The sequence below is a fragment of the Streptomyces sp. NPDC056061 genome (assembly GCF_042266885.1).
Lineage (GTDB): Bacteria > Actinomycetota > Actinomycetes > Streptomycetales > Streptomycetaceae > Streptomyces.
The window spans coordinates 209164-226130 of record NZ_JBHJWQ010000012.1 but is presented as its reverse complement, the minus strand read 5'-3'; the positions used below and the strand labels follow the sequence as shown (position 1 = coordinate 226130).

Sequence of the window (16967 nt, the reverse complement as noted above, 5' to 3'; positions counted from 1 at the left end):
GCCTCGAAGAACGGAACCCGCAAGGGCCCGAAGATGGGGCCGCCGAAATTCAAGAAGAAGACCAGCCGCCAGACAATCCGGTTCACCACGAACGCCCGATTCTCCCTCACTGCCGACCGCAAGCTTCGGCTGCCGAAGATCGGCGATGTGGAAGTCCGCTGGTCGCGCGAGCTTCCCTCCGCCCCATCGTCCGTGACCGTCATCAAGGACGCGGCCGGGAGGTACTTCGCCAGCTTCGTGGTGGAGGCCGAGGACAAACCACTTCCCGAGCTGGACCTGGACGCCACCGAGACCGGCATCGACCTGGGCCTGTCCACCTATGCCGTCCTGCGTGGCCGGAAAATCGCCTCACCGAAGTTCTTCCGCCGCCAGGCCAAGAAGCTCAAGCGGGCACAGCGCAAGCTGTCCCGCACCCAGAAGGGATCGAACAACCGGCACAAGGCCAAGCTCACCGTAGCGAAGATCCACGCACGCATCGCCGACCAGCGACGCGACTTCATCGAGCGGGAAACCAGCAGAATCACGAGCGAGAGCCAAGCCGTGTACCTGGAAGACCTGAACGTGAAGGGCATGGGCGCCGCCAAGGGCAAGCGCGGCAAGTCTATCCATGACCAGTCCCTCGGCATGTTCGCCCGCACCCTCGAAGCTAAATGCGCGCGGCACGGACGGACCTTCGTCAAGGTCTCCCGCTGGTTTCCGAGCACCCAACTGTGCTCCGCTTGCGGCTCGATCGAGGGGCCAAAGGGACTGGAGGGGCTCAAGGTCCGGAACTGGGTGTGTTCCTGCGGAGCCGCCCACGACCGGGACGAGAACGCCGAATCCAACCTTCGCCGCGAAGGGCGGCGCATCGTGGCCGAGGGGCGCCCGGACACGTAAAACGCCTGCGGAGCCCATGTAAGACCCGGCGTGCCGGGCAGCGGGTGAGGAAACAGGAACCACCTACGACCGCCACTTGACAGCGGCGGCCCGGTGGGAATCTCCCGCCTTCAGGCGGGATGAGCGTCAAAGCCGACTCACCGGACGAGATGACTTCCGAGCCGGGCTTAAGCAGCTTGAGGGCGCCGCTGCGGTGTCCGAGGAGCATGGTGGCGCCTTGCGCGATGACGAGTGCGGCGATCAGGAGGACGACGCCGAGCAGCGGAACGCTGTCGACCGGAAGGGTGTAGGCCATGAGCACGCGGGTACCGGCGTCGAGCAGAAAGGCTGCGCCCCAGGCGAGGCTTGCGGTGCGTATCCATCGGTGGAACACAGCACTGTGTTGCCACAAGTGGGCAACGCGATTTGCCAGTTCCGGCGTACTGAGCTTGATGGCAATGTCCAGGAGGAAGGGGCGGGATGTGGCCAGAGAGCCGATGACCCACACACCGAACAGGCCGGTGATCCAGCTCTCGCGCGCCAGGAGCGTGCGTGGGTCACCTGTAACGAGCGCGACCGCCAACGACAATGTCATTGCCACGATCACGAAGGTCCCCATCGGGTCCCATCGACGCTGACGCACCCAGGTCACGGCGACAGTGGCGGCCGGGGCCAGTGAGGCGAGCACGAGAGCCAACCACTGATTCACTTGCGCGCCTCGCAAGCCGTAGAAGGCCACGAGTGGGATCACCACGTCTCCGGCCAGCGCGCCAGCCATTTTCGGCCAGGACGTCCCTGCGTACGAGGGTTTCGACTCGGAGCGAGCTGTTGTGGCCTCGGCGGGGTGCTCGGTCACGTGTCCTCCTTGGCGTCGGTCCGGCGTGTGGCCAGGTCGAAGAGCGCCGCAAGTTCATCGGCGTACGCACCAGGGTCCGGGTCGGGTTCGTGGGCGAAGTACGCCGGTGCGGCATCGATGGCCGCTCGGATGGACACGGCCATCGGCCTGGTGGCGAAGTCGCGGAAGTCTCCGTTGCGTTGCCCCTCGCGCAGCATCTGTTCAATGGCGTCGATGTTCGGTCGGTTCGTCGCAGCCCCGAAGACCAGAGCTCCGTCCGCGTCGCGCAAGTTCTGGATGACTTCCATCGCGGCGCCGATCCAACGGGGGTGAGCGGAGGCGAACAGGATGCAGCTGCGGATGTACCGGATGAGCATCTGACGCGGCCCATCCGCGGTGGCCATGTCCTTCACGATCTCCTGGGCTGCGAGGGCGTAGAGATCGCTGACGACGGCACGCAGCAGTTCGTCCTTGTTCTTGAAGTGGTAAAAGAGCGCACTCTTGGCGATTGAGGCACCGCGGGCCACCTCCGCAGCCGAGGTGCCTGAGAAGCCGAGCCTGTCGAGTGTTTCGATCGCACTGTCGATGAACTGACGGCGCCGTGCTTCCTCGATGAAGGTTCGCCCTTCTGTAGCGTCAGACCGCATGGTCAGATATTAGACCATGCGGTCTGACGCCTCCTCGCCTTGAGTGTCACAATCCAGTTGCCCCGACGGCCAGTTGCCTCGACGGCCAGTTGCCCCGATTCGATCGTCACGCCCTGCCCCGCCCTTCCGGACCTGCCGCAGCGCATTCGGCATCTGCTGCGGCAGAAGCGGAGTCAGGTCTGCACCCGCCGGGTGAAGCGGCGGAGGGCGAGGCAGCCCAGAGCGGCGGTGCCGAGGGTGAGGGCGGTGAGGTAGGCCCAGGTGGGCATGTGGCCGGTGGAGGGCGTGAGATTGGCGCGCAGGCCCTCGCTCATGTAGACGAGCGGGTTGGCCAGGGTCAGGACCTGGACCCAGCGGATCGGGTGCAGAGCGGTCCACGGGTAGTAGACGCAGCCCAGCATGGTGGCGGCGGCCAGGAGCAGGCCGAGCAGCGCCCCGAAGGCGGAGGCGTCGATGGCGGTTCCGAGCAGCAGCCCGAGGGCGGAGGCGAGCAGCGCACTGAGTACCAGTGTGGTCAGCAGCAGGGCCCAGTTGTCGACGTGGACTCGGGGCGCGTTGCCCGGGGCGTGGACGAGCCGGACGATCGGGACGACGACGAGGGTCGAGACGAGGCCGAAGATCGCGGACGAGGTGATCTTCTGCAGGCCCAGGGCCCAGACGGGCAGGGGCGCCAGGGCGCGGTCGGTGATCTCGCGGCCCGGGCCGAGCTCGGCGGCCAGCGGCCCGGTGACGGACATGATGCTCTGCAAGGTGAGAGTGCTGGCGATCAGGCCGGGCAGCAGGATCGTGGAGAACGAGACCGCACCGCCCGGTCCGCTGCCGATGCTGGGCATGACGTAGGCGAAGGCGAAGGTGAACAGCAGCGGCTGGAGGCCGACTTGGACGAGCAGTGCGGGCAGGTTGCGGCCCAGGACGTGGAGGTCGCGCGCGGTCAGCGCGCGGTAGGCGTGCCAGGCGGCCCGGCGGGACGACAGCGGGCGGGGAGCGGTGGCGAGGGCGTTCGCGGTGGTCATGGTGTGTAGTCGCGTCCGGTCAGGGTGAGGAAGGCGGTCTGCAGGCTGGGGGGTGTGGTGGTGGCGTCGCGGACCGTGAGGCCGGCCGCGCTGCCGGCTCGCAGCAGATGGCCCAGGACACCGTCGGGATGCGTGGTGCGAACCCGTACGGTCGGGCCGTCGACGGCCACGTCGTGGGCGCCGCCGGGGATGTTGTGGAGAGCGTCGGTGGCCGCGGTGGCATCGCCGTCGTAGTGGACGGTGACGACCGTCTGCGCTCCGCTGGACGTCTTGATCGCCTCGGGAGTGTCGCAGGCGAGCAGGTGCCCGTGGTCGATGACGGCCAGGCGTTGGCACAGGGCCTCGGCCTCGTCGAGGTAGTGGGTGGTCAGCACCACGGTCTGGCCGGTCTCGTGCAGGCTTGCGATGATCCGCCAGAGGTCCTCGCGCGCCTGCGGGTCGACGCCCGCGGTGGGTTCGTCGAGGAAGAGCACCTCCGGCAGGTGCATCAGGGCCCGGCCGATCATGACGCGGCGGGCCTGGCCGCCGGAGAGCTGGTGGGCCTTGGCGTCGGCCTTGTCGGCGAGACCGAAGCGCTCCAGCAGTTCGAGCGCGCGGCGGTGGGCAGCCGGGGCGGCCATGCCGAAGTAGCGGCCGCGAAAGGCGAGGTTGTCCGCGACGCCGAGCGCGCGGTCCAGGGTGTTGGCCTGGGAGACCACACCGATGCGGGACTTCACGCCGACCGGGTCGGCACCCACCTCGTGCCCGGCGACCCACGCCTTTCCGGCGCTGGGCGCGACCAGGGTGGTGAGCATGCCGATGGTGGTGGACTTGCCGGCGCCGTTGGTGCCGAGCAGGCCGAAGAACTCACCCTGATGGACCGCCAGGTCCAGCCCGTCCACGGCGACGAGGTCGCCCTGCGCGCGTGGATAGACCTTGCGCAGGCCCTCCGTGCGGATGGCTGTCGGGGCATGGGCCGTGGTGGCGGCCGGGGCGAGGGGCGGCGCGGGGGCGGGGGTCGGATTCACGTGCTTGCTCCAAGGTGCGGATGAGGCATCCGTCGGGAGACGTGCCGGGGGTCATGGGGTGAGGGTGTGGCCGGGCAGGCCGGTGCCGCCCAGGCGCGTCAGCAGCGCGGACAAGCGGCCGACGTCCTCCTTGCTCCACGGGGGCGCGGCGAAGATCTCGGCGGCGACCTGCTCCGCCGTGGCGAGCATGTCCGTCAGACGCGCGCGGCCGGTGTCGGTCAGCGCGGCGTAGGCCACCCGGCCGTCACGGGCGTCCGTCTCGCGCGTCACCAGCCCGATCCGCTCCAGCGGCGCCAGCCCCCGGGTCACCCCGGAGGCGGTGAGGCCCAGCGCCTCGGCCAAGTCCACCCGGCGCATCCGGCTGCCGGGCGCCTGCCCCAGACGCAGCAGCATCGTGAAGTCGGCAAGGCTCACCCCGTGCAGCCCCCCCAGACTCGCGTCGAACCGCTTCACCAGGGCCGTCTGGGCCCTCACGAGACGCAGCGACGCGTCCAGTGCATCAGTCATTGCCACCTCCTTGACTGCTCAAGCATATCAGGAGCTTGAGCAGTCAAGGATTTGTTTGGTTGATGGCCGGATGGGAGCCTTGGGTAGGAGCTTGGGGTACCGGGGTCCCGCTACCGAGCCGTGGGCCCGAGCGTCGTCTCCCCGCTGCGATGCTCACCGGGATGAGCGCCGCCCGGCCCGGACCGCGTGGCGAGCAACGCTCGACGGCCGGGTGAAGAACATGCAGCCGGAGGCTTCAGAGGTTCTTCTGGGCTGCGGCGCGGCGCTGCCGTTTGCTCAGCGGTGCCTGGGAGAGGTCCTCGGCCTGGGACCTGAGGTTCTTGTAGCCGTAGGCGCGCTCGGCCAGCCACGCCCTCGCCGCCTCTTCGGCGCGTTCGGACGCCTCCAGGATGTCCTCCTCTTCCTCCCCGGAATCCAGGAAACGGAAGGTGAAGGCGGATCGTGCTGCCAGGTCGTAACTGAGGTGCCCCTCGGGCGTGAAGGCCGCGCGCAGAACGTCGTGCTCCGCGGCACGGGCCAGGAGTTCGGCTCGTTGATCGGTGTTGAGTCCGTCGAAGACACCGCGGACGGTGATACGGAAGGTGCGAGTACTCATCCCATGACACTAACGAGCTGACCCGCGATTGATGTCTGGGCGTGCTGGCCTGGGGGTTCGGCTGGTGGGTGATTCAGCAGACCTTCGCGCTGACGGGTACGAGGGCGGTGTTCGTCTTGCGCTGGGTGGTCCGTTTGGCGGCGCGGTCGGAGACGAGCCCGGCGATGGCTCGGTGGGTGGCGCCGTAGTCCTCACGCCGTCCGGTGTACCGCTGGAGCGGGCGCCACTGCCGGTGTTCAGCATTGGCGTGCTCGACGCAGATCCGGCGGGAGGACTGGCGGCGGCGCATTTCACGCCAGGCGTGCCTCTCGCTCAGCGGCCCGCCGTCGAGGTCTTTCGGCTTCCTTGGCGGTGCCGAGATCTGGTGGGGAAACTTGTTGGCCAGACCCCGGTAGCCCTCGTCGACTTCTGCCCTGACCGTGGGACGGTGACGGAACTGCTCGGCGATGCCTTCGGTGCGCAAGGCGGTCTGGTCGTGCATCCGGCCAGGCCGCTCGGCGCCGGACCACAGGGTGCGGCCCTGGTGATCACTGATCGTGGTCATCTTGATGGTGTTCTGCCTGCGCTTGCCGGAGATGAAGGCACGTCGGCCGGGGCGGTTCGCCCGGGGACGGCGGACCTGGGTTTCCGTGCCGTCGATCCGCAGTGTGATGTCCTCGGCCTCGGCATAGGCGAAGACGTCCCCGAGGGTTCGCAGCCTCAGGCCGGGTCTGTCGGGCACGGCGAATCCGCGGTCGGCCAGCAGTGGCCGGATCTCGGCAACGGCGCGGCCGACGGTTGAGGTTCCCACCTCGTAGATCACGGCCAGGGCAGCGTGTGTGAGTCCGGTCCGCAGGTGAACCAGGGTGACCAGCACGCGGTCGGTAAAGACGAGTTCGTACCTCGGCCCGGCTCCGGCCTCCCGCCTGCGGCGGCCCTGACGCCGCTCGTGGCGTCCGGACTCACAGCGCGCTTCCCAGCGTGGCGCGAGTTCTTCGATCAACTCGCCGAGATGTTGGTATGTAACGCCGCAGAAGGCAGGATGAGACATGGCCGCGCGGGCCTGCTTGATCTTCACACCTCAAGAACCCGCGCGGCCCTCGTCATGTCACGGCCCACCCACAATCAATCGCGGGTCAGCCCGTAAGCCTCGATCCACCGGTCAGTTTCTGAATTGATCTTTTGAGGCTTTGAGGCTTGGAGGCTTGGAGAGGCGGGGCGGCGGGGTTGTGACTGTGCGCGGGCAGGCGGTACTCGCCCGTCCCTGGTGGGCGCGAGACGACAGATGGGGCACCTCGCCGTGTTGTCGGAACGCCCGCATACATCCCGTATGAGGGTGTCCTTCCGCCTTGCGATGCGCCACATCTGACGCCGCGCGCTGATCCACAACGGATTACGGGACAGCCGTTACTCTCACGGGAGTTGACGTTCCTCAGCTATGGGAGGGGTGCCCTGTGGCCGTGCACGTGACCGTGTGGGATGACCGCGATCGGTTCGGAGGAGGCCGGGGCGCGACAGCTTCGATGGCGCCAGTGGCACCAGTGGCCCCGGCGGCCGCTGCTGCGCCCGCTCTCTTCATCCACAACATCTTCACCTGGGGCAGCGACTCCGCATACGGGTTTGCCGGGCAGCGGCCCCTCGCGGACAGCCGGCGGCTCCTCCTGATGGATCGCCGGGGCTACGGCGACAGTCCGGACACCGAGCGCAGCGACTTCGACGTCGACGCCGAGGACGTCGTGGAGGTTCTCGGCGACGGGGCCTTTGCCGGGAGGCTCGGCGGCGCCCACCTCGTGGGGCACGGCAACGGCGCCGTCGCCGCGCTCATCGCCGCCGCGCGCCGACCCGACCTCGTCCGCTCCCTTGTCCTCATCCAGCCCTCCGCCTTCACCGCCGCCGCGCACCATCCAGTCGTCGCCGACCTCCTCGACCGGGTGCGCGACGGCGCCCCGGGCATCCCGGACGACGTCACGCCGGAGCAGTATCTGCGTGCGTCCACCGAGGGGTTGGGGATGGCCATGCCCGAGCCCACGTCGCGTCGGCTCCGTGCCGTCGCCACCTCCATGAGAGAGCGGCCCATCTGGGAGGCGGAAATCCCGCTGGAGGCGATCCGGGGCGCCGCCCTGCCGGTTCTGGTGATCTGCGGAACCTGGGAGCGCGCGCCCGCCGCGTACCGCGAGCACGTGGGGCTCCCCCTCATGGCCGTGGCCGAGTCCCTCACCGACTCCCTCGGGGGCCGCCTCCTGCGGGTGCCCGGGTACTACCCGCACACCCAGGAGCCCGCCGTCGTCAACGCCGTCCTGCGGGAGTTCTGGGGCTGACCCGGTTCCGCGTCGGCTGCCGGTCCCGCGCGGCCGACCCGGGCCGGGCGGTCCGTCTCGTCAGGCGCAAACCGCATGTGCGGCATGGACCATTCGATGCCCGGTCGGAGTCCCCGTGCCCCGCTGATCCAGTGCGATCAGCCGCCATCCGTCGGGGCTCAGGTCGCGGGCATGTTGCGGTGCGGTCGGCCGCCGCGGGTCCACGGCCCCGGGGGCGGCACATGCATCGGCAACCGATCGCCGTTCAGGGAGCGGTTGTGCGGGTGGTGCCGAAGCGTCTGCGGTAGGCGGTGGGGGTGGTGCCCAGATGGCGGGCGAAGGCGCGGCGCAGGGTCTCGTCGCTTCCGAGGCCGCTGTGGCGAGCGGCCGATGTGATGCTGTGGCCGTCGAGGAGGAGCTGCCGGGCGCGGTCCAGGCGGACGCGTTCGACCCAGCGGGCCGGGGTGGTGTGCAGCTCGGTGTGGAAGAGGCGGGTGAGGTGGCGGGTGCTGACCGCGGCGGCGGAGGCCATGGCGGGCAGGCTGTGATCGGCGGCCGGGTCGGCGAGGACGGCGGCGGTGAGGGTGCGCAGGAGGTCGCCGCGGGCGGGCGGGGTGGCCAGGGCGGTGGAGAACTGGGACTGGCCGCCGGGGCGCTGCATGAAGACGACGAGCTCACGGGCGATGTCGCGGGCGGTGTCGGGGCCGTGGTCGTGTTCGACGAGAGCGAGGGCGAGGTCGATGCCTGCGCTGATGCCGGCGCTGGTGTGATAGCGGCCGTCGCGGATGTGGAGCGCGTCCGGTTCGACGCGGACGCGGGGATGGCGGCGGGCGAGTTCACGGGCGTGCCGCCAGTGGGTGGTGGCGCGGCGACCGTCCAGCAGGCCGAGCCCGGCCAGGACGAAGGCGCCGGTGCACACGGAGGCGACCCGTCGGGCCTGCCCGGCGAGGGTGTCGGCGACGGCCAGGAGCGGACTCTCGGGGCCGGGGTCGGCGAGATGATCGGCCCCGGCGATCACCAGGGTGTCCAGGGGGCCGACGTCGTGCGGTGCGGCGGTGGCGGCCAGTGCGACCCCGTTGGAGGTGGTGACGGGGCCGCCGTGCGGGGAGATCAGGAGCGTTGTACAGGGGTGGCCGAGCCGCGCCGCCTGGTGGAAGACCTCCAACGGGCCACTGACGTCGAGCAGGGTCACGGCATCGAAGACGAGAAAGCCGACCCGCCGGGTCATGTCTGAATCTGTGGTGCATGTGTCTGTACGGACATGGCGCGAGCCTATGGCGTGAGCGAATGTGGAGGAGCCCACCGAATCTTCCCCGAGGAGCGAAGCCATGACGACCGAGACGACCGGGCTGATCGCCGGCGTGCGCATCCCGGACAGCGCGCTGGCGCGGGAGGCGACCGAGCTGGTGCGCGAGGTGGCCACCCCGCTCCTGTACGACCACTCGCGCCGGGTGTTCCTGTTCGGGGCGCTGCGCGGGGCCGAGCAGAAGCTGGACTTCGACCCGGAGCTGCTCTACGTCGGGGCGATGTTCCACGACCTCGGCCTGACCGACCGTTTCGCCCGCACCGATCAGCGGTTCGAGATCGACGGCGCGGACGAGGCGCGGCGCTTCCTCCGGGCGCACGGCATCACCGGCGAACCGGCCCAACGTGTGTGGACCGCCATCGCACTGCACACCACACCGGAGATCCCGCTGCACATGGCGCCGGAGATCGCCCTCGTCACCCGCGGTGTGGAACTGGACGTCCTGGGCATCGGCTACCACGCCGTCACCGACGCGCAGCGCGCCGCAGTGGTCGCTGCGCACCCCCGCCCCGACTTCAAGAACCGCATCCTCGCCGCGTTCACGGACGGCATCAAGGACCGCCCCGACACCACGTTCGGCAACGTCAAGGCCGATGTGCTGGCCCACTTCGTGCCCGGTTTCGAGCGCGGTGACTTCGTGGAGGTCATCCAGGGCTCCGACTGGCCGGAGTGACCCCGTGCCCCGGGCGGACTGCGAGTACGGACGGTACGTCGGCGGCCCGCCGCCCAACGGGCCGCCGCGGTCCCGCCGTTCAGAGCCTCGAAGGGAACGTCAGGATCTGTCCTCGGGCCCGTCCTGGTCCCCCGACCGCTTCCGGGCGCGGCTGAACTCACCGGCACCGACCCGCGCGGCGAGGGTGTCGTCGGGGCCGGACAGCAGCGAACCGTAGCCGGTGGCGGCCCACAGGCTGCGCTCGGCCGGCACCTCGAAGTAGGGAACGGTACGGCCCTGATCCCGGACCGCCAGCACCTGCGGCGAGCGGCGGGTGCGGAGAGCCTGGCCGCAGTCCTCGCAGACCGCGACGTCGACCCGCTCGCGGCGGCCGAGCGGGCGCCACACCGCACGGCGGGCAGCAGTGCCGTGCCGGGGGTCGAAGAAGCACAACGGAAGCCCGGGAACCGCGGCCAGGGCGGAGCGCCCCTCGTCGACCAGGGCCAGCACACCGACCAGGTCGGGCAGCCCCTGTGCGGCGTCCAGCACCCGGCCGGCCGCGTCGTACGCGTCCAGGGCCCGGTCGAGGCCCGGGGTGGTGGCACCGTCGGCGTCCTCCACGGCCCCGCCGAGGGCGAGCAGCTCGTCGGCGGCCCGGCGGCGCAGCCCGGCCTCGTCGGCGGCCCGGTCGGCGGCGAAGACGGCGTCCGGGAAGGTGAAGGCGCTGTGCCGGGGTGAGCGGCGGCGCACCAGGAACACGGCGCCGACAGCCGCGAGAGCCAGCACCGCGGCGATCGCGAGCACGGTCCCCGGACCGCCACCGGAGGACGATCCGGGCGCGTCCTCCCCGGCCTCGGGCCGGGCCGAGCGTTCCCTGTCGAGCCTGGCGGTCTCGGCCTTGTACGCCTCGGTGCCGTTCCCGTCCTTGATCAGTTGTACGGCCCTGGCGATCCGGGCGGCCAGTCCGGCGTCGTCGAGTTCCTTCATGAACCCGACAGCGGCGACGGCATCGCGGGTCTGGTGGGCGTCGGTGGGCCACTCGGTGCCGTTGAGCCACTTCCCGTACTCGTTGTTGGTGATCAGGATCAGCCGCTGCTGGTCCAGCCGTCCCTGGATCACCGAGGCGAGCGACTGGGCGCTGCCGCCGAAGGCGTCGCCCTTCTTCAGGGGCACCAGCACCACCTTGATCGGCAGGCCGGTCCCGGCGATCCGGTCGACCAGGTCCTGCTGCTGCGAAGCGCTGACGGCAGCCGCGTAGGCCGGATCGACGTAGACGGGGTTGTCGGCCAGAGCCTCGGCGATCGTCGCCGCGGACGGCCCGGTCCCCGAGGTCTCCGCCCGGGCGGCGGCGCCGGCGGCGAACAGCGTCGCGCAGGTCAGCAGCAGAGCGGCGACGAGCCCGGCAGCCGGGCCGCGGGTGGCGGCATGGAGAACACCGCGCGCCGCGCTTCGGGCTGCCCTGGACGCGTGGTTGTCGGTCGGGCGTCGACTGGTCGGAGGTTCACTGGACACCGGCGGACTCCCTGGCCCTGAGGATGAGTGCTTCGAGCCCTTCACGGGCGCCCGGCAGAACCTGCCCGGCCTCGTTCCAGGCGATCCGGGTACGGCCGTCAGCCCCGGGCAGGCTCAGCAGCCGTTCGGAGACCACCCGTTCGCGGGCGGCCGCATCGGCGGTACCGCGGCTGACTCCGCTGCTGCGGACGGCGTCCCGGCAGGCGGGGCAGAGCCGCGCCGACCCGGGGCCGATGCCGCGGTCGACCAGCCACCCCGGCACCCGGCCGCCGGTGGCCTCGCCGTGCAGGGGGTTGAGCCGGCAGACGGTCGGGTGGAGCTGCCCCCGGAGAGCGGCGAGCCCGGCCCGGGCGAGCACCGCGACGGCGGCCAGATCGCCCGCCCCGGCGGCCCGGTCCGGGTGCCCGTCACCGGCGCCGGCCAGCAGCTCGGCGGCGTCCAGGCAGTCCCAGGCGCGGGTGCGGCCGGGCGTGTCCTGGGCGGTGGCGGCCAGCCGCCCGGTCAGCTCGCGGACATCGGCGGCGGCCCAGGCGCGCAGCTGTCGCACGGACGGCAGCGCGGCGGCGTGCCGGGGCCCGACGTGCTGCGGCGGCGAGGGCTCGACCGCGGCCGTGCGGCGCGAGCGCAGCAGCAGCCGGATGAGGGCGAGGACCAGCCAGATGACCGGCAGCAGCACACACAGCAGCAGCGTGCCGAGCGCGACCCCGGGCCCGAAGTCGCTGGTGAACAGGCTGGGCAGCCGGTTGTCGTGCAGCGGGGGCAGTTCGGTCTCGCGGATCGCGGGGTCGTAGCCCTTGCTCGGCTCGGCCTCGGCGACGGCGTCCAGGGCCTTGTCGAGACGCGGCACCACCTGCATGTCACCGTCCCTGCGGTACTCCGGGTAGATGACGGAGGACGGCAGACGCATGAAACGGCCCACGGTGTCGTGGTCCGTGCCGAAGGTGTTCATGGCGATCCTGCCGGACACCGGGTCGATCAGCACATAGACCCCGTTCCGGCCGGTGCGCTGATGGACCCGGGCGAGCAGGATGTCCTGGTCGCCACCGCTCTCGTCGTCGGTGTTGCTCGTCGTGACCAGTACGTACACCGGGCCCTCGGGTTCGAGCTCGGCGAGTCGCCGGTGGATCACGGGCAGGTCGGCGCCGTTCAGCATCTCCGCGGTGGACAGGTCCTGGTAGATCGGCCCGGCGGCGAGCCCGGCGGCGACCTCCTCCACCCGGGCGTCCAGGTCGCCCTCGGTGATGCGGAGGTACGGGCCGTCGACGGTCTGCGGGAAGACGCTGGGGGCGAGCTGCACCACGGCGACCACGGCCGCCGCCGTCGCGACCACCGTCACCGGCAGCACACCGCGACGACGGGCGGCGAACCGGGCGCGCGGCGGCGCCTGCGGCCTCACCGCGGCCTTGCCGGAACCCGTGTCGGACCCCTTTCCGGGGGTCTTCCCCGCTCCCTTGTCCGAGTTCTTGCTCGCACTCTTGTCGAGGGAGACGGATCGATTCCTCGGACCGGCGACCCTCTTGAGGTCGGCCTTTCCGGCCGGTCGCGACCGGTGGAGGGCGAACCACGTGCCGAGCGCCAGCACCAGACCGGGGATCACCACCACGGCCAGGCCGAGCAGCAGGTTCTGGTTCTGCCGGTCGGTGGAGCTGATGTACTCCTCGGGTTTGCCGTCCTTGCGGTAGCGCTCGTACAGCTTGTCGGCCTCGGCGGCGGCCCGGTCGTGGCCGGAGGCGATCGCGTCGACGAAGGATTCGAACGCCGCGAGCGGACCGGCCCCGTACGGAGTGCCGTACAGGGCGACGCGGCCGGCCTCCTCGACCGGGACGTCGACACCGAACGCGGCGGCGTGGATGCTGCTGTACTCGCTGATCAGTACGTACAGGCCGGTCTTGCCCAGCCGGTCGTGCACCAGTGCGAGCAGGGTGTCGTCGCCCGCGGGCAGCGCCAGCACGTAGGTGGGTACGCCGGTACGTGCGGCGAGAGCGGCGATGTCCGGGGCGAGCGAGCGCGGGAGCCTGCGGGGGCGGTCGGCCGAGACGTACACCGGGTTCTTGCGGAGCTCCTCGGCCAGGCGCTCGGGCCGGCTCGCGCCGTCCGCCGCCTTCGACGCTGCTGTGGCTGTGGCTGTGGCTGTGGCTGTGGGGGTGGGCGTGGTGCCGGGGCCGTCCGCCACGGCTGTTCCGGCGCCGCCGAGCAGCATGAGAGCCGCGAGCGCCGCACCCGCTCGGGCCCTGAACGCCCCGCCCCGTCTCCGTATCCTTGCCGGCGTCCGCATCGGCGCCCTCCCCGTGGTTCGGCCGGTCACTCTACCCGCGCCCGTTTCGGACACGTACGGATGCCCCCTGATCCGGATGAACCACCGGATGTCATGAATCGATTTGTTCTGTTCGGGTTTCATCGGTGACGTGACGACGCCCGGACGCGGCGAACGGGTTCGCGCCCACGCCCGCGCGTTCGGCGGTCCGAGGCGTACGCGTGTGACAGGGCGGCGGAGACCCGCACTCCCCGCGTCCGCCTCAAGGGCATCCGGACGGGCCGCGTCTTCTCGGACCCGTCAGGTCAGGAGGCCGTCTTCTTCGGCCGGTTCGTCCCGCACCATCAGACCGGCCACCCACAGCGGCATCAGCCAGTGCACCGCGAGAACGGCGACGAGCACCGGGGCCGCGTACGTCTTCAGGGCGTGACCGTCGGCCACATGCGCAATCAGCAGGCAGGCGGCGGCTGCGGCCAACAGCAAGGACATCACGCGATGGGCGCGGGCCTGCACCCGAGCGCGTTCATCGGACTGCCGTTCATCCAGCGCCCGTTCACGCAATTCGAGCAGGCCGCGGGTGGCCCCGTTGATCGCACCGGTCGCGATCATCCATGGCGGCAGCAGCACCGCCATGACAACCAAGGCCCAGACAGGTGTGCCGTCCGCAAGGGAGGCGTAGGCCATGAGGGAGCCGATGGCCGCGGTCAGCATCAGATGCACGGCGACCACCAGGCGTCGACGGGCGGCCGTCGCGTACAGCGGCATGGCTCGGCGGTCGTTCATCAGCCGCAGCATGCTGCGGTCGTAGCGCGTGAGTCGTGTCGTGGTCATGACGTCTTCTTCCCGTGGATCTCATCCGTGAGTGGCCGGAACGGCTCCAGCGAGAACAGTGCTTCCACCGGCAGTTCGAAAAACTTCGCGATCTTCAGCGCCAGGTCGAGGCTCGGGTTGTACTGCCCCCGCTCGATGTAGCCAATGGTCTGGTAGTGCGCTCCCACCTCGTCGGCCAGGCGCTGCCGTGACACCTTCCGCTCGGTGCGAGCCACGGCCAGTCTGTTGTACAGCTGCTCACCCATGTATAAGAAGTACTACATTTTGAAAGAGGATGACAACCGTCGGCGGCGCTCCCGGGGCCGGAATCGGCGGTCGACGCCCATGCCTGCACCGTCTCTCCCTCCACCGCGTGGGACGTGCCGCCGGCGCCCGTTCTCGAATCACGCAGGGCACCTTCGAATCAAATTCGTTCGGAGTTGAACGACGGCGTGCGTAGGCTGCTCCAGTCGTCGACACGGAAGGCGGGTTGCGGGCGTGGCACCCAGGGAAGTGACTCGGAATCAGTTGGCTGGTGCGGCACGGGCCGCGCTGGGCGGTGGGCGACGGCTGGAGGCGGTCGAGCGACTCGCCGGCGGCACGACGAAGGGCGTCTACCGGCTGACGATGGACGACGGCATGACGGCGATCGCCTATCTGTGGGAGGACTCCGAGAACTACTGGCCGGCCACCGAGCACGACGGCGATCTCGCCGACCCGTTCTCGCCCGGCATCGGTCTCGACCTGTTCGAGGCCGCGCACGCGCGGCTGGAGGCGCTGGGCCTTCGGGTGCTCAAGATCCACCTGGTCGACCGCGACCGCACCCTCTACCCGGCCGACCTCGCGATCGTCGAGGATGTGCCCGGCGAGGATCTGATGGATCTGCGCAATCGCGACCCGCGCGCCGCGGAGCCGACCATGATGCGCCTCGCCGAGAGCCTGGCGATGATGCGTGGCCACCGGGCGCCGTCCTTCGGCAAGGTGGCCCTGATCGAGCGGGGCGGCACATCACGTTCGTCCTCGTGCGAGCAGGCGGCGCTCGCCTTCGCGCTGCGCTGCCTCGCCGAGGCGAGCGCGCGCGACCACAGGATCGCCGACGCCCGTGATCAGTTGGAGGAGCGGCTGCGTCGGCTGACCGCGGCGGTACGGCCACGCGCCGAGTACTCCGTCGTCCACGGCGAGTTGGGCCTCGACCACGTCATGGTCGACAGGGACGGCCACCCCGTGGTGATCGACATCGAGAACCTGCTGTACTTCGACGTCGAGTGGGAGCACGCGTTCCTGCGCCTCCGCCACACCGACAGCCAGTACCGGCAGCTGGCAGTGGACGGCCTCGACGAAGGCCGCCTCGCGCTCTACGTCCTCACCCAGCATCTGTCGCTGACAGCCGGCCCGCTACGTCTCCTCGACGGGGACTTCCCCGACCGGGACTTCATGCGGGGAGTCGCCGAGCACCACCTGAACAAAGCGCTGGCGCAGGTCCAGCCGAGTTGAGGACGCGACCTGCGGGCTTGTGCCGGGGCCGATGCTCCCCGAGTGCGTCGGGGACGGGAAGCCGGACGGAACTCTCCGAAATGCCATCAGCACATGGGGCCGGAACCGCAGGAGGAGGAGCCGTCGGAGTCGGCCGTGAGCGTCTTGCCCGCGGCTCCCTTCCGCATGACGCCGTCGACTGCGACACAGATGCCGAAGACACGATCGCGGCTGGTCCAGCCGTTGACGCGGCCACGGTTGTTGCTGATCTGCCCCCGCTTCCCGGCCGGGTCCACGGACGACACCCTGTGCGGGTAGACCGTCCCGGCGACACGGGCGAGGACGATGTCGCCGACCTCCGGCTTCGAGGGGTCGACCGGAGCGACGACCACCTGCTGCCGGCTGCGTATCGGCGGGACCATCGAGGAGCCACTGGGCCGGAACGTCACGGTGGCCCCATCGGAAACCCGGCCTGCCACTGCATCCCATGCACCCATCCGCTGATCGCCGGGCGTCAGGGGTGTCAGGGACGTGAGGCGTCGTAGGCGCCCCGCTGGGACGGGGCCGGTGGGTCAGGCGGTGCGGGTCTTGAGATGTGCCCGTTCCCCCTGTGGCCCGAACAGCACGAGGAGTTCCACGGTCTGCTCGTCGTCGGGGCCCAACCAGTGCGGGATGTGGGTGTCGAACTCGGCCGCCTCGCCGGCCTTGAGGACCAGGCGCTTCTCGCCCAGGAGCAGCCGCAGCCTGCCCCCGAGGACGTAGACCCATTCGAAGCCCTCGTGGGTCTGCAACTGCGGGTCCGTGCCGGGCTTTGCCGCGATCAACAATTTGTGTGCCTGGACGCCGCCGGGGCGGCTGAGCGGCACGAATGTCAGGCCGCCGCGGGTGACCGGCTTGAGGTGGATTCGCGGATCGCCGGTACGTGGTGCGCCGACGAGTTCGTCCAGCGGTACCGCGTACACCTCGGCGAGCGGCAGCAGCATCTCCAGTGTCGGCTTGCGCGTCCCGCCTTCGAGGCGAGAGAGCGTGCTCTCGTTGATACCGGTCTCTTCGGCCAGATCGGCCAGCGTCATGCCACGCCGACGTCGCAGCTCCCGCAGGCGTGGTCCGACCGCTGCCAGGATGTCGCCCTTCGTGGTTCCCATGTCCTCATGGTGCCGAAACGGCATGCGGTTCTGCAATATCGGCAGGAGGAGCCGCACTGCCCTCGCGGCAGTGGCCGCAA

18 protein-coding genes are annotated in these 16967 nt (G+C 70.4%); 4 read left to right on the top strand and 14 right to left on the bottom strand.

Annotated elements, in window-relative coordinates; all coding sequences use genetic code 11:
* Nucleotides 1-876 (top strand): RNA-guided endonuclease InsQ/TnpB family protein (locus tag ACFC79_RS19470; RefSeq protein WP_376241665.1); only part of this gene is annotated, 876 nt, incomplete at its 5' end.
* Here ACFC79_RS19470 and ACFC79_RS19465 read toward each other — a convergent pair.
* From ACFC79_RS19465 to ACFC79_RS19435, 7 genes are all read right to left on the bottom strand, one after another.
* Nucleotides 758-1633, bottom strand: a complete 876-nt coding sequence (locus tag ACFC79_RS19465; RefSeq protein ID WP_376241684.1) for a VC0807 family protein — start codon at nucleotides 1631-1633, stop codon at nucleotides 758-760. The two genes, ACFC79_RS19470 and ACFC79_RS19465, sit on opposite strands and share 119 nt — an antisense overlap.
* 74 nt (nucleotides 1634-1707) lie before the next feature.
* A complete protein-coding gene (locus tag ACFC79_RS19460) occupies nucleotides 1708-2337 on the bottom strand; it encodes a TetR/AcrR family transcriptional regulator (protein WP_376241663.1) in 630 nt (209 codons plus the stop codon).
* 173 nt (nucleotides 2338-2510) lie between these two features.
* Nucleotides 2511-3350, bottom strand: a complete 840-nt coding sequence (locus tag ACFC79_RS19455) for an ABC transporter permease (RefSeq protein WP_376241661.1) — start codon at nucleotides 3348-3350, stop codon at nucleotides 2511-2513.
* Nucleotides 3347-4357, bottom strand: a complete 1011-nt coding sequence (locus tag ACFC79_RS19450; protein ID WP_376241659.1) for an ABC transporter ATP-binding protein — start codon at nucleotides 4355-4357, stop codon at nucleotides 3347-3349. The genes ACFC79_RS19455 and ACFC79_RS19450 overlap by 4 nt, the downstream gene beginning before the upstream one ends.
* Before the next feature lie 51 nt (nucleotides 4358-4408).
* Nucleotides 4409-4864, bottom strand: a complete 456-nt coding sequence (locus ACFC79_RS19445; protein WP_376241657.1) for a MarR family winged helix-turn-helix transcriptional regulator — start codon at nucleotides 4862-4864, stop codon at nucleotides 4409-4411.
* A 235-nt stretch (nucleotides 4865-5099) separates the two neighbouring features.
* On the bottom strand, nucleotides 5100-5459 hold the full coding sequence (locus ACFC79_RS19440) for a DUF6204 family protein (RefSeq protein ID WP_376241655.1): 360 nt from the start codon (nucleotides 5457-5459) through the stop codon (nucleotides 5100-5102).
* A 73-nt stretch (nucleotides 5460-5532) separates the two neighbouring features.
* Complete coding sequence (locus tag ACFC79_RS19435) at nucleotides 5533-6489, bottom strand: transposase family protein (RefSeq protein ID WP_376241682.1); 957 nt, start codon at nucleotides 6487-6489, stop codon at nucleotides 5533-5535.
* A 472-nt stretch (nucleotides 6490-6961) separates the two neighbouring features.
* On the opposite strand from ACFC79_RS19435, the gene ACFC79_RS19430 reads away from it, so the two are divergent.
* Complete coding sequence (locus ACFC79_RS19430) at nucleotides 6962-7756, top strand: alpha/beta fold hydrolase (protein ID WP_376241653.1); 795 nt, start codon at nucleotides 6962-6964, stop codon at nucleotides 7754-7756.
* A 244-nt stretch (nucleotides 7757-8000) separates the two neighbouring features.
* Here the strand turns inward: ACFC79_RS19430 and ACFC79_RS19425 are convergent, their stop codons facing one another.
* Nucleotides 8001-8963, bottom strand: coding sequence for a GlxA family transcriptional regulator (locus tag ACFC79_RS19425; protein WP_376241651.1), 963 nt, complete (start codon nucleotides 8961-8963; stop codon nucleotides 8001-8003).
* A gap of 100 nt (nucleotides 8964-9063) precedes the next feature.
* Here ACFC79_RS19425 and ACFC79_RS19420 point away from each other — a divergent pair, with 100 nt between their 5' ends.
* The gene (locus ACFC79_RS19420; RefSeq protein WP_376241649.1) at nucleotides 9064-9714 is read left to right on the top strand and encodes an HD domain-containing protein; all 651 of its coding nucleotides are present in this window, start codon (nucleotides 9064-9066) and stop codon (nucleotides 9712-9714) included.
* Nucleotides 9715-9813: 99 nt separating this feature from the next.
* Here the strand turns inward: ACFC79_RS19420 and ACFC79_RS19415 are convergent, their stop codons facing one another.
* The 4 genes from ACFC79_RS19415 to ACFC79_RS19400 all read right to left on the bottom strand — a co-directional run bounded on the left by ACFC79_RS19415 (nucleotide 9814) and on the right by ACFC79_RS19400 (nucleotide 14535).
* On the bottom strand, nucleotides 9814-11205 hold the full coding sequence (locus ACFC79_RS19415; protein WP_376241647.1) for a hypothetical protein: 1392 nt from the start codon (nucleotides 11203-11205) through the stop codon (nucleotides 9814-9816).
* On the bottom strand, nucleotides 11195-13480 hold the full coding sequence (locus ACFC79_RS19410) for a hypothetical protein (RefSeq protein ID WP_376241645.1): 2286 nt from the start codon (nucleotides 13478-13480) through the stop codon (nucleotides 11195-11197). The genes ACFC79_RS19415 and ACFC79_RS19410 overlap by 11 nt, the downstream gene beginning before the upstream one ends.
* Nucleotides 13481-13759: 279 nt before the next feature.
* Entirely contained in the window at nucleotides 13760-14290 is a 531-nt protein-coding gene (locus tag ACFC79_RS19405; RefSeq protein ID WP_376241643.1) for a hypothetical protein, read from the bottom strand.
* Nucleotides 14287-14535, bottom strand: a complete 249-nt coding sequence (locus ACFC79_RS19400) for a helix-turn-helix transcriptional regulator (protein WP_376241641.1) — start codon at nucleotides 14533-14535, stop codon at nucleotides 14287-14289. The genes ACFC79_RS19405 and ACFC79_RS19400 overlap by 4 nt, the downstream gene beginning before the upstream one ends.
* 247 nt (nucleotides 14536-14782) lie before the next feature.
* On the opposite strand from ACFC79_RS19400, the gene ACFC79_RS19395 reads away from it, so the two are divergent.
* Nucleotides 14783-15763 carry a phosphotransferase family protein gene (locus ACFC79_RS19395; protein WP_376241681.1) on the top strand — a complete coding sequence of 327 codons (981 nt, stop codon included), beginning with the start codon at nucleotides 14783-14785 and terminating at the stop codon, nucleotides 15761-15763.
* A gap of 86 nt (nucleotides 15764-15849) precedes the next feature.
* On the opposite strand, the gene ACFC79_RS19390 is transcribed toward ACFC79_RS19395, so the two are convergent.
* The gene (locus tag ACFC79_RS19390) at nucleotides 15850-16191 is read right to left on the bottom strand and encodes a S26 family signal peptidase (RefSeq protein ID WP_376241639.1); all 342 of its coding nucleotides are present in this window, start codon (nucleotides 16189-16191) and stop codon (nucleotides 15850-15852) included.
* A 123-nt stretch (nucleotides 16192-16314) separates the two neighbouring features.
* Nucleotides 16315-16887, bottom strand: a complete 573-nt coding sequence (locus tag ACFC79_RS19385) for a helix-turn-helix domain-containing protein (RefSeq protein WP_376241637.1) — start codon at nucleotides 16885-16887, stop codon at nucleotides 16315-16317.
* Nucleotides 16888-16967: the final 80 nt, after the last annotated feature.

Bases quoted from the DNA above. Each gene is read 5' to 3' on its own strand.
- ACFC79_RS19465 (WP_376241684.1), bottom strand. From the start codon at position 1,633: ATGGCTGGCGCGCTGGCCGGAGACGTGGTGATCCCACTCGTGGCCTTC.
- ACFC79_RS19455 (WP_376241661.1), bottom strand. From the start codon at position 3,350: ATGACCACCGCGAACGCCCTCGCCACCGCTCCCCGCCCGCTGTCGTCC.
- ACFC79_RS19420 (WP_376241649.1), top strand. From the start codon at position 9,064: ATGACGACCGAGACGACCGGGCTGATCGCCGGCGTGCGCATCCCGGAC.
- ACFC79_RS19410 (WP_376241645.1), bottom strand. From the start codon at position 13,480: ATGCGGACGCCGGCAAGGATACGGAGACGGGGCGGGGCGTTCAGGGCC.
- ACFC79_RS19430 (WP_376241653.1), top strand. From the start codon at position 6,962: ATGGCGCCAGTGGCACCAGTGGCCCCGGCGGCCGCTGCTGCGCCCGCT.
- ACFC79_RS19445 (WP_376241657.1), bottom strand. From the start codon at position 4,864: ATGACTGATGCACTGGACGCGTCGCTGCGTCTCGTGAGGGCCCAGACG.
- ACFC79_RS19385 (WP_376241637.1), bottom strand. From the start codon at position 16,887: ATGGGAACCACGAAGGGCGACATCCTGGCAGCGGTCGGACCACGCCTG.
- ACFC79_RS19400 (WP_376241641.1), bottom strand. From the start codon at position 14,535: ATGGGTGAGCAGCTGTACAACAGACTGGCCGTGGCTCGCACCGAGCGG.
- ACFC79_RS19440 (WP_376241655.1), bottom strand. From the start codon at position 5,459: ATGAGTACTCGCACCTTCCGTATCACCGTCCGCGGTGTCTTCGACGGA.
- ACFC79_RS19460 (WP_376241663.1), bottom strand. From the start codon at position 2,337: ATGCGGTCTGACGCTACAGAAGGGCGAACCTTCATCGAGGAAGCACGG.
- ACFC79_RS19425 (WP_376241651.1), bottom strand. From the start codon at position 8,963: ATGACCCGGCGGGTCGGCTTTCTCGTCTTCGATGCCGTGACCCTGCTC.
- ACFC79_RS19435 (WP_376241682.1), bottom strand. From the start codon at position 6,489: ATGTCTCATCCTGCCTTCTGCGGCGTTACATACCAACATCTCGGCGAG.
- ACFC79_RS19405 (WP_376241643.1), bottom strand. From the start codon at position 14,290: ATGACCACGACACGACTCACGCGCTACGACCGCAGCATGCTGCGGCTG.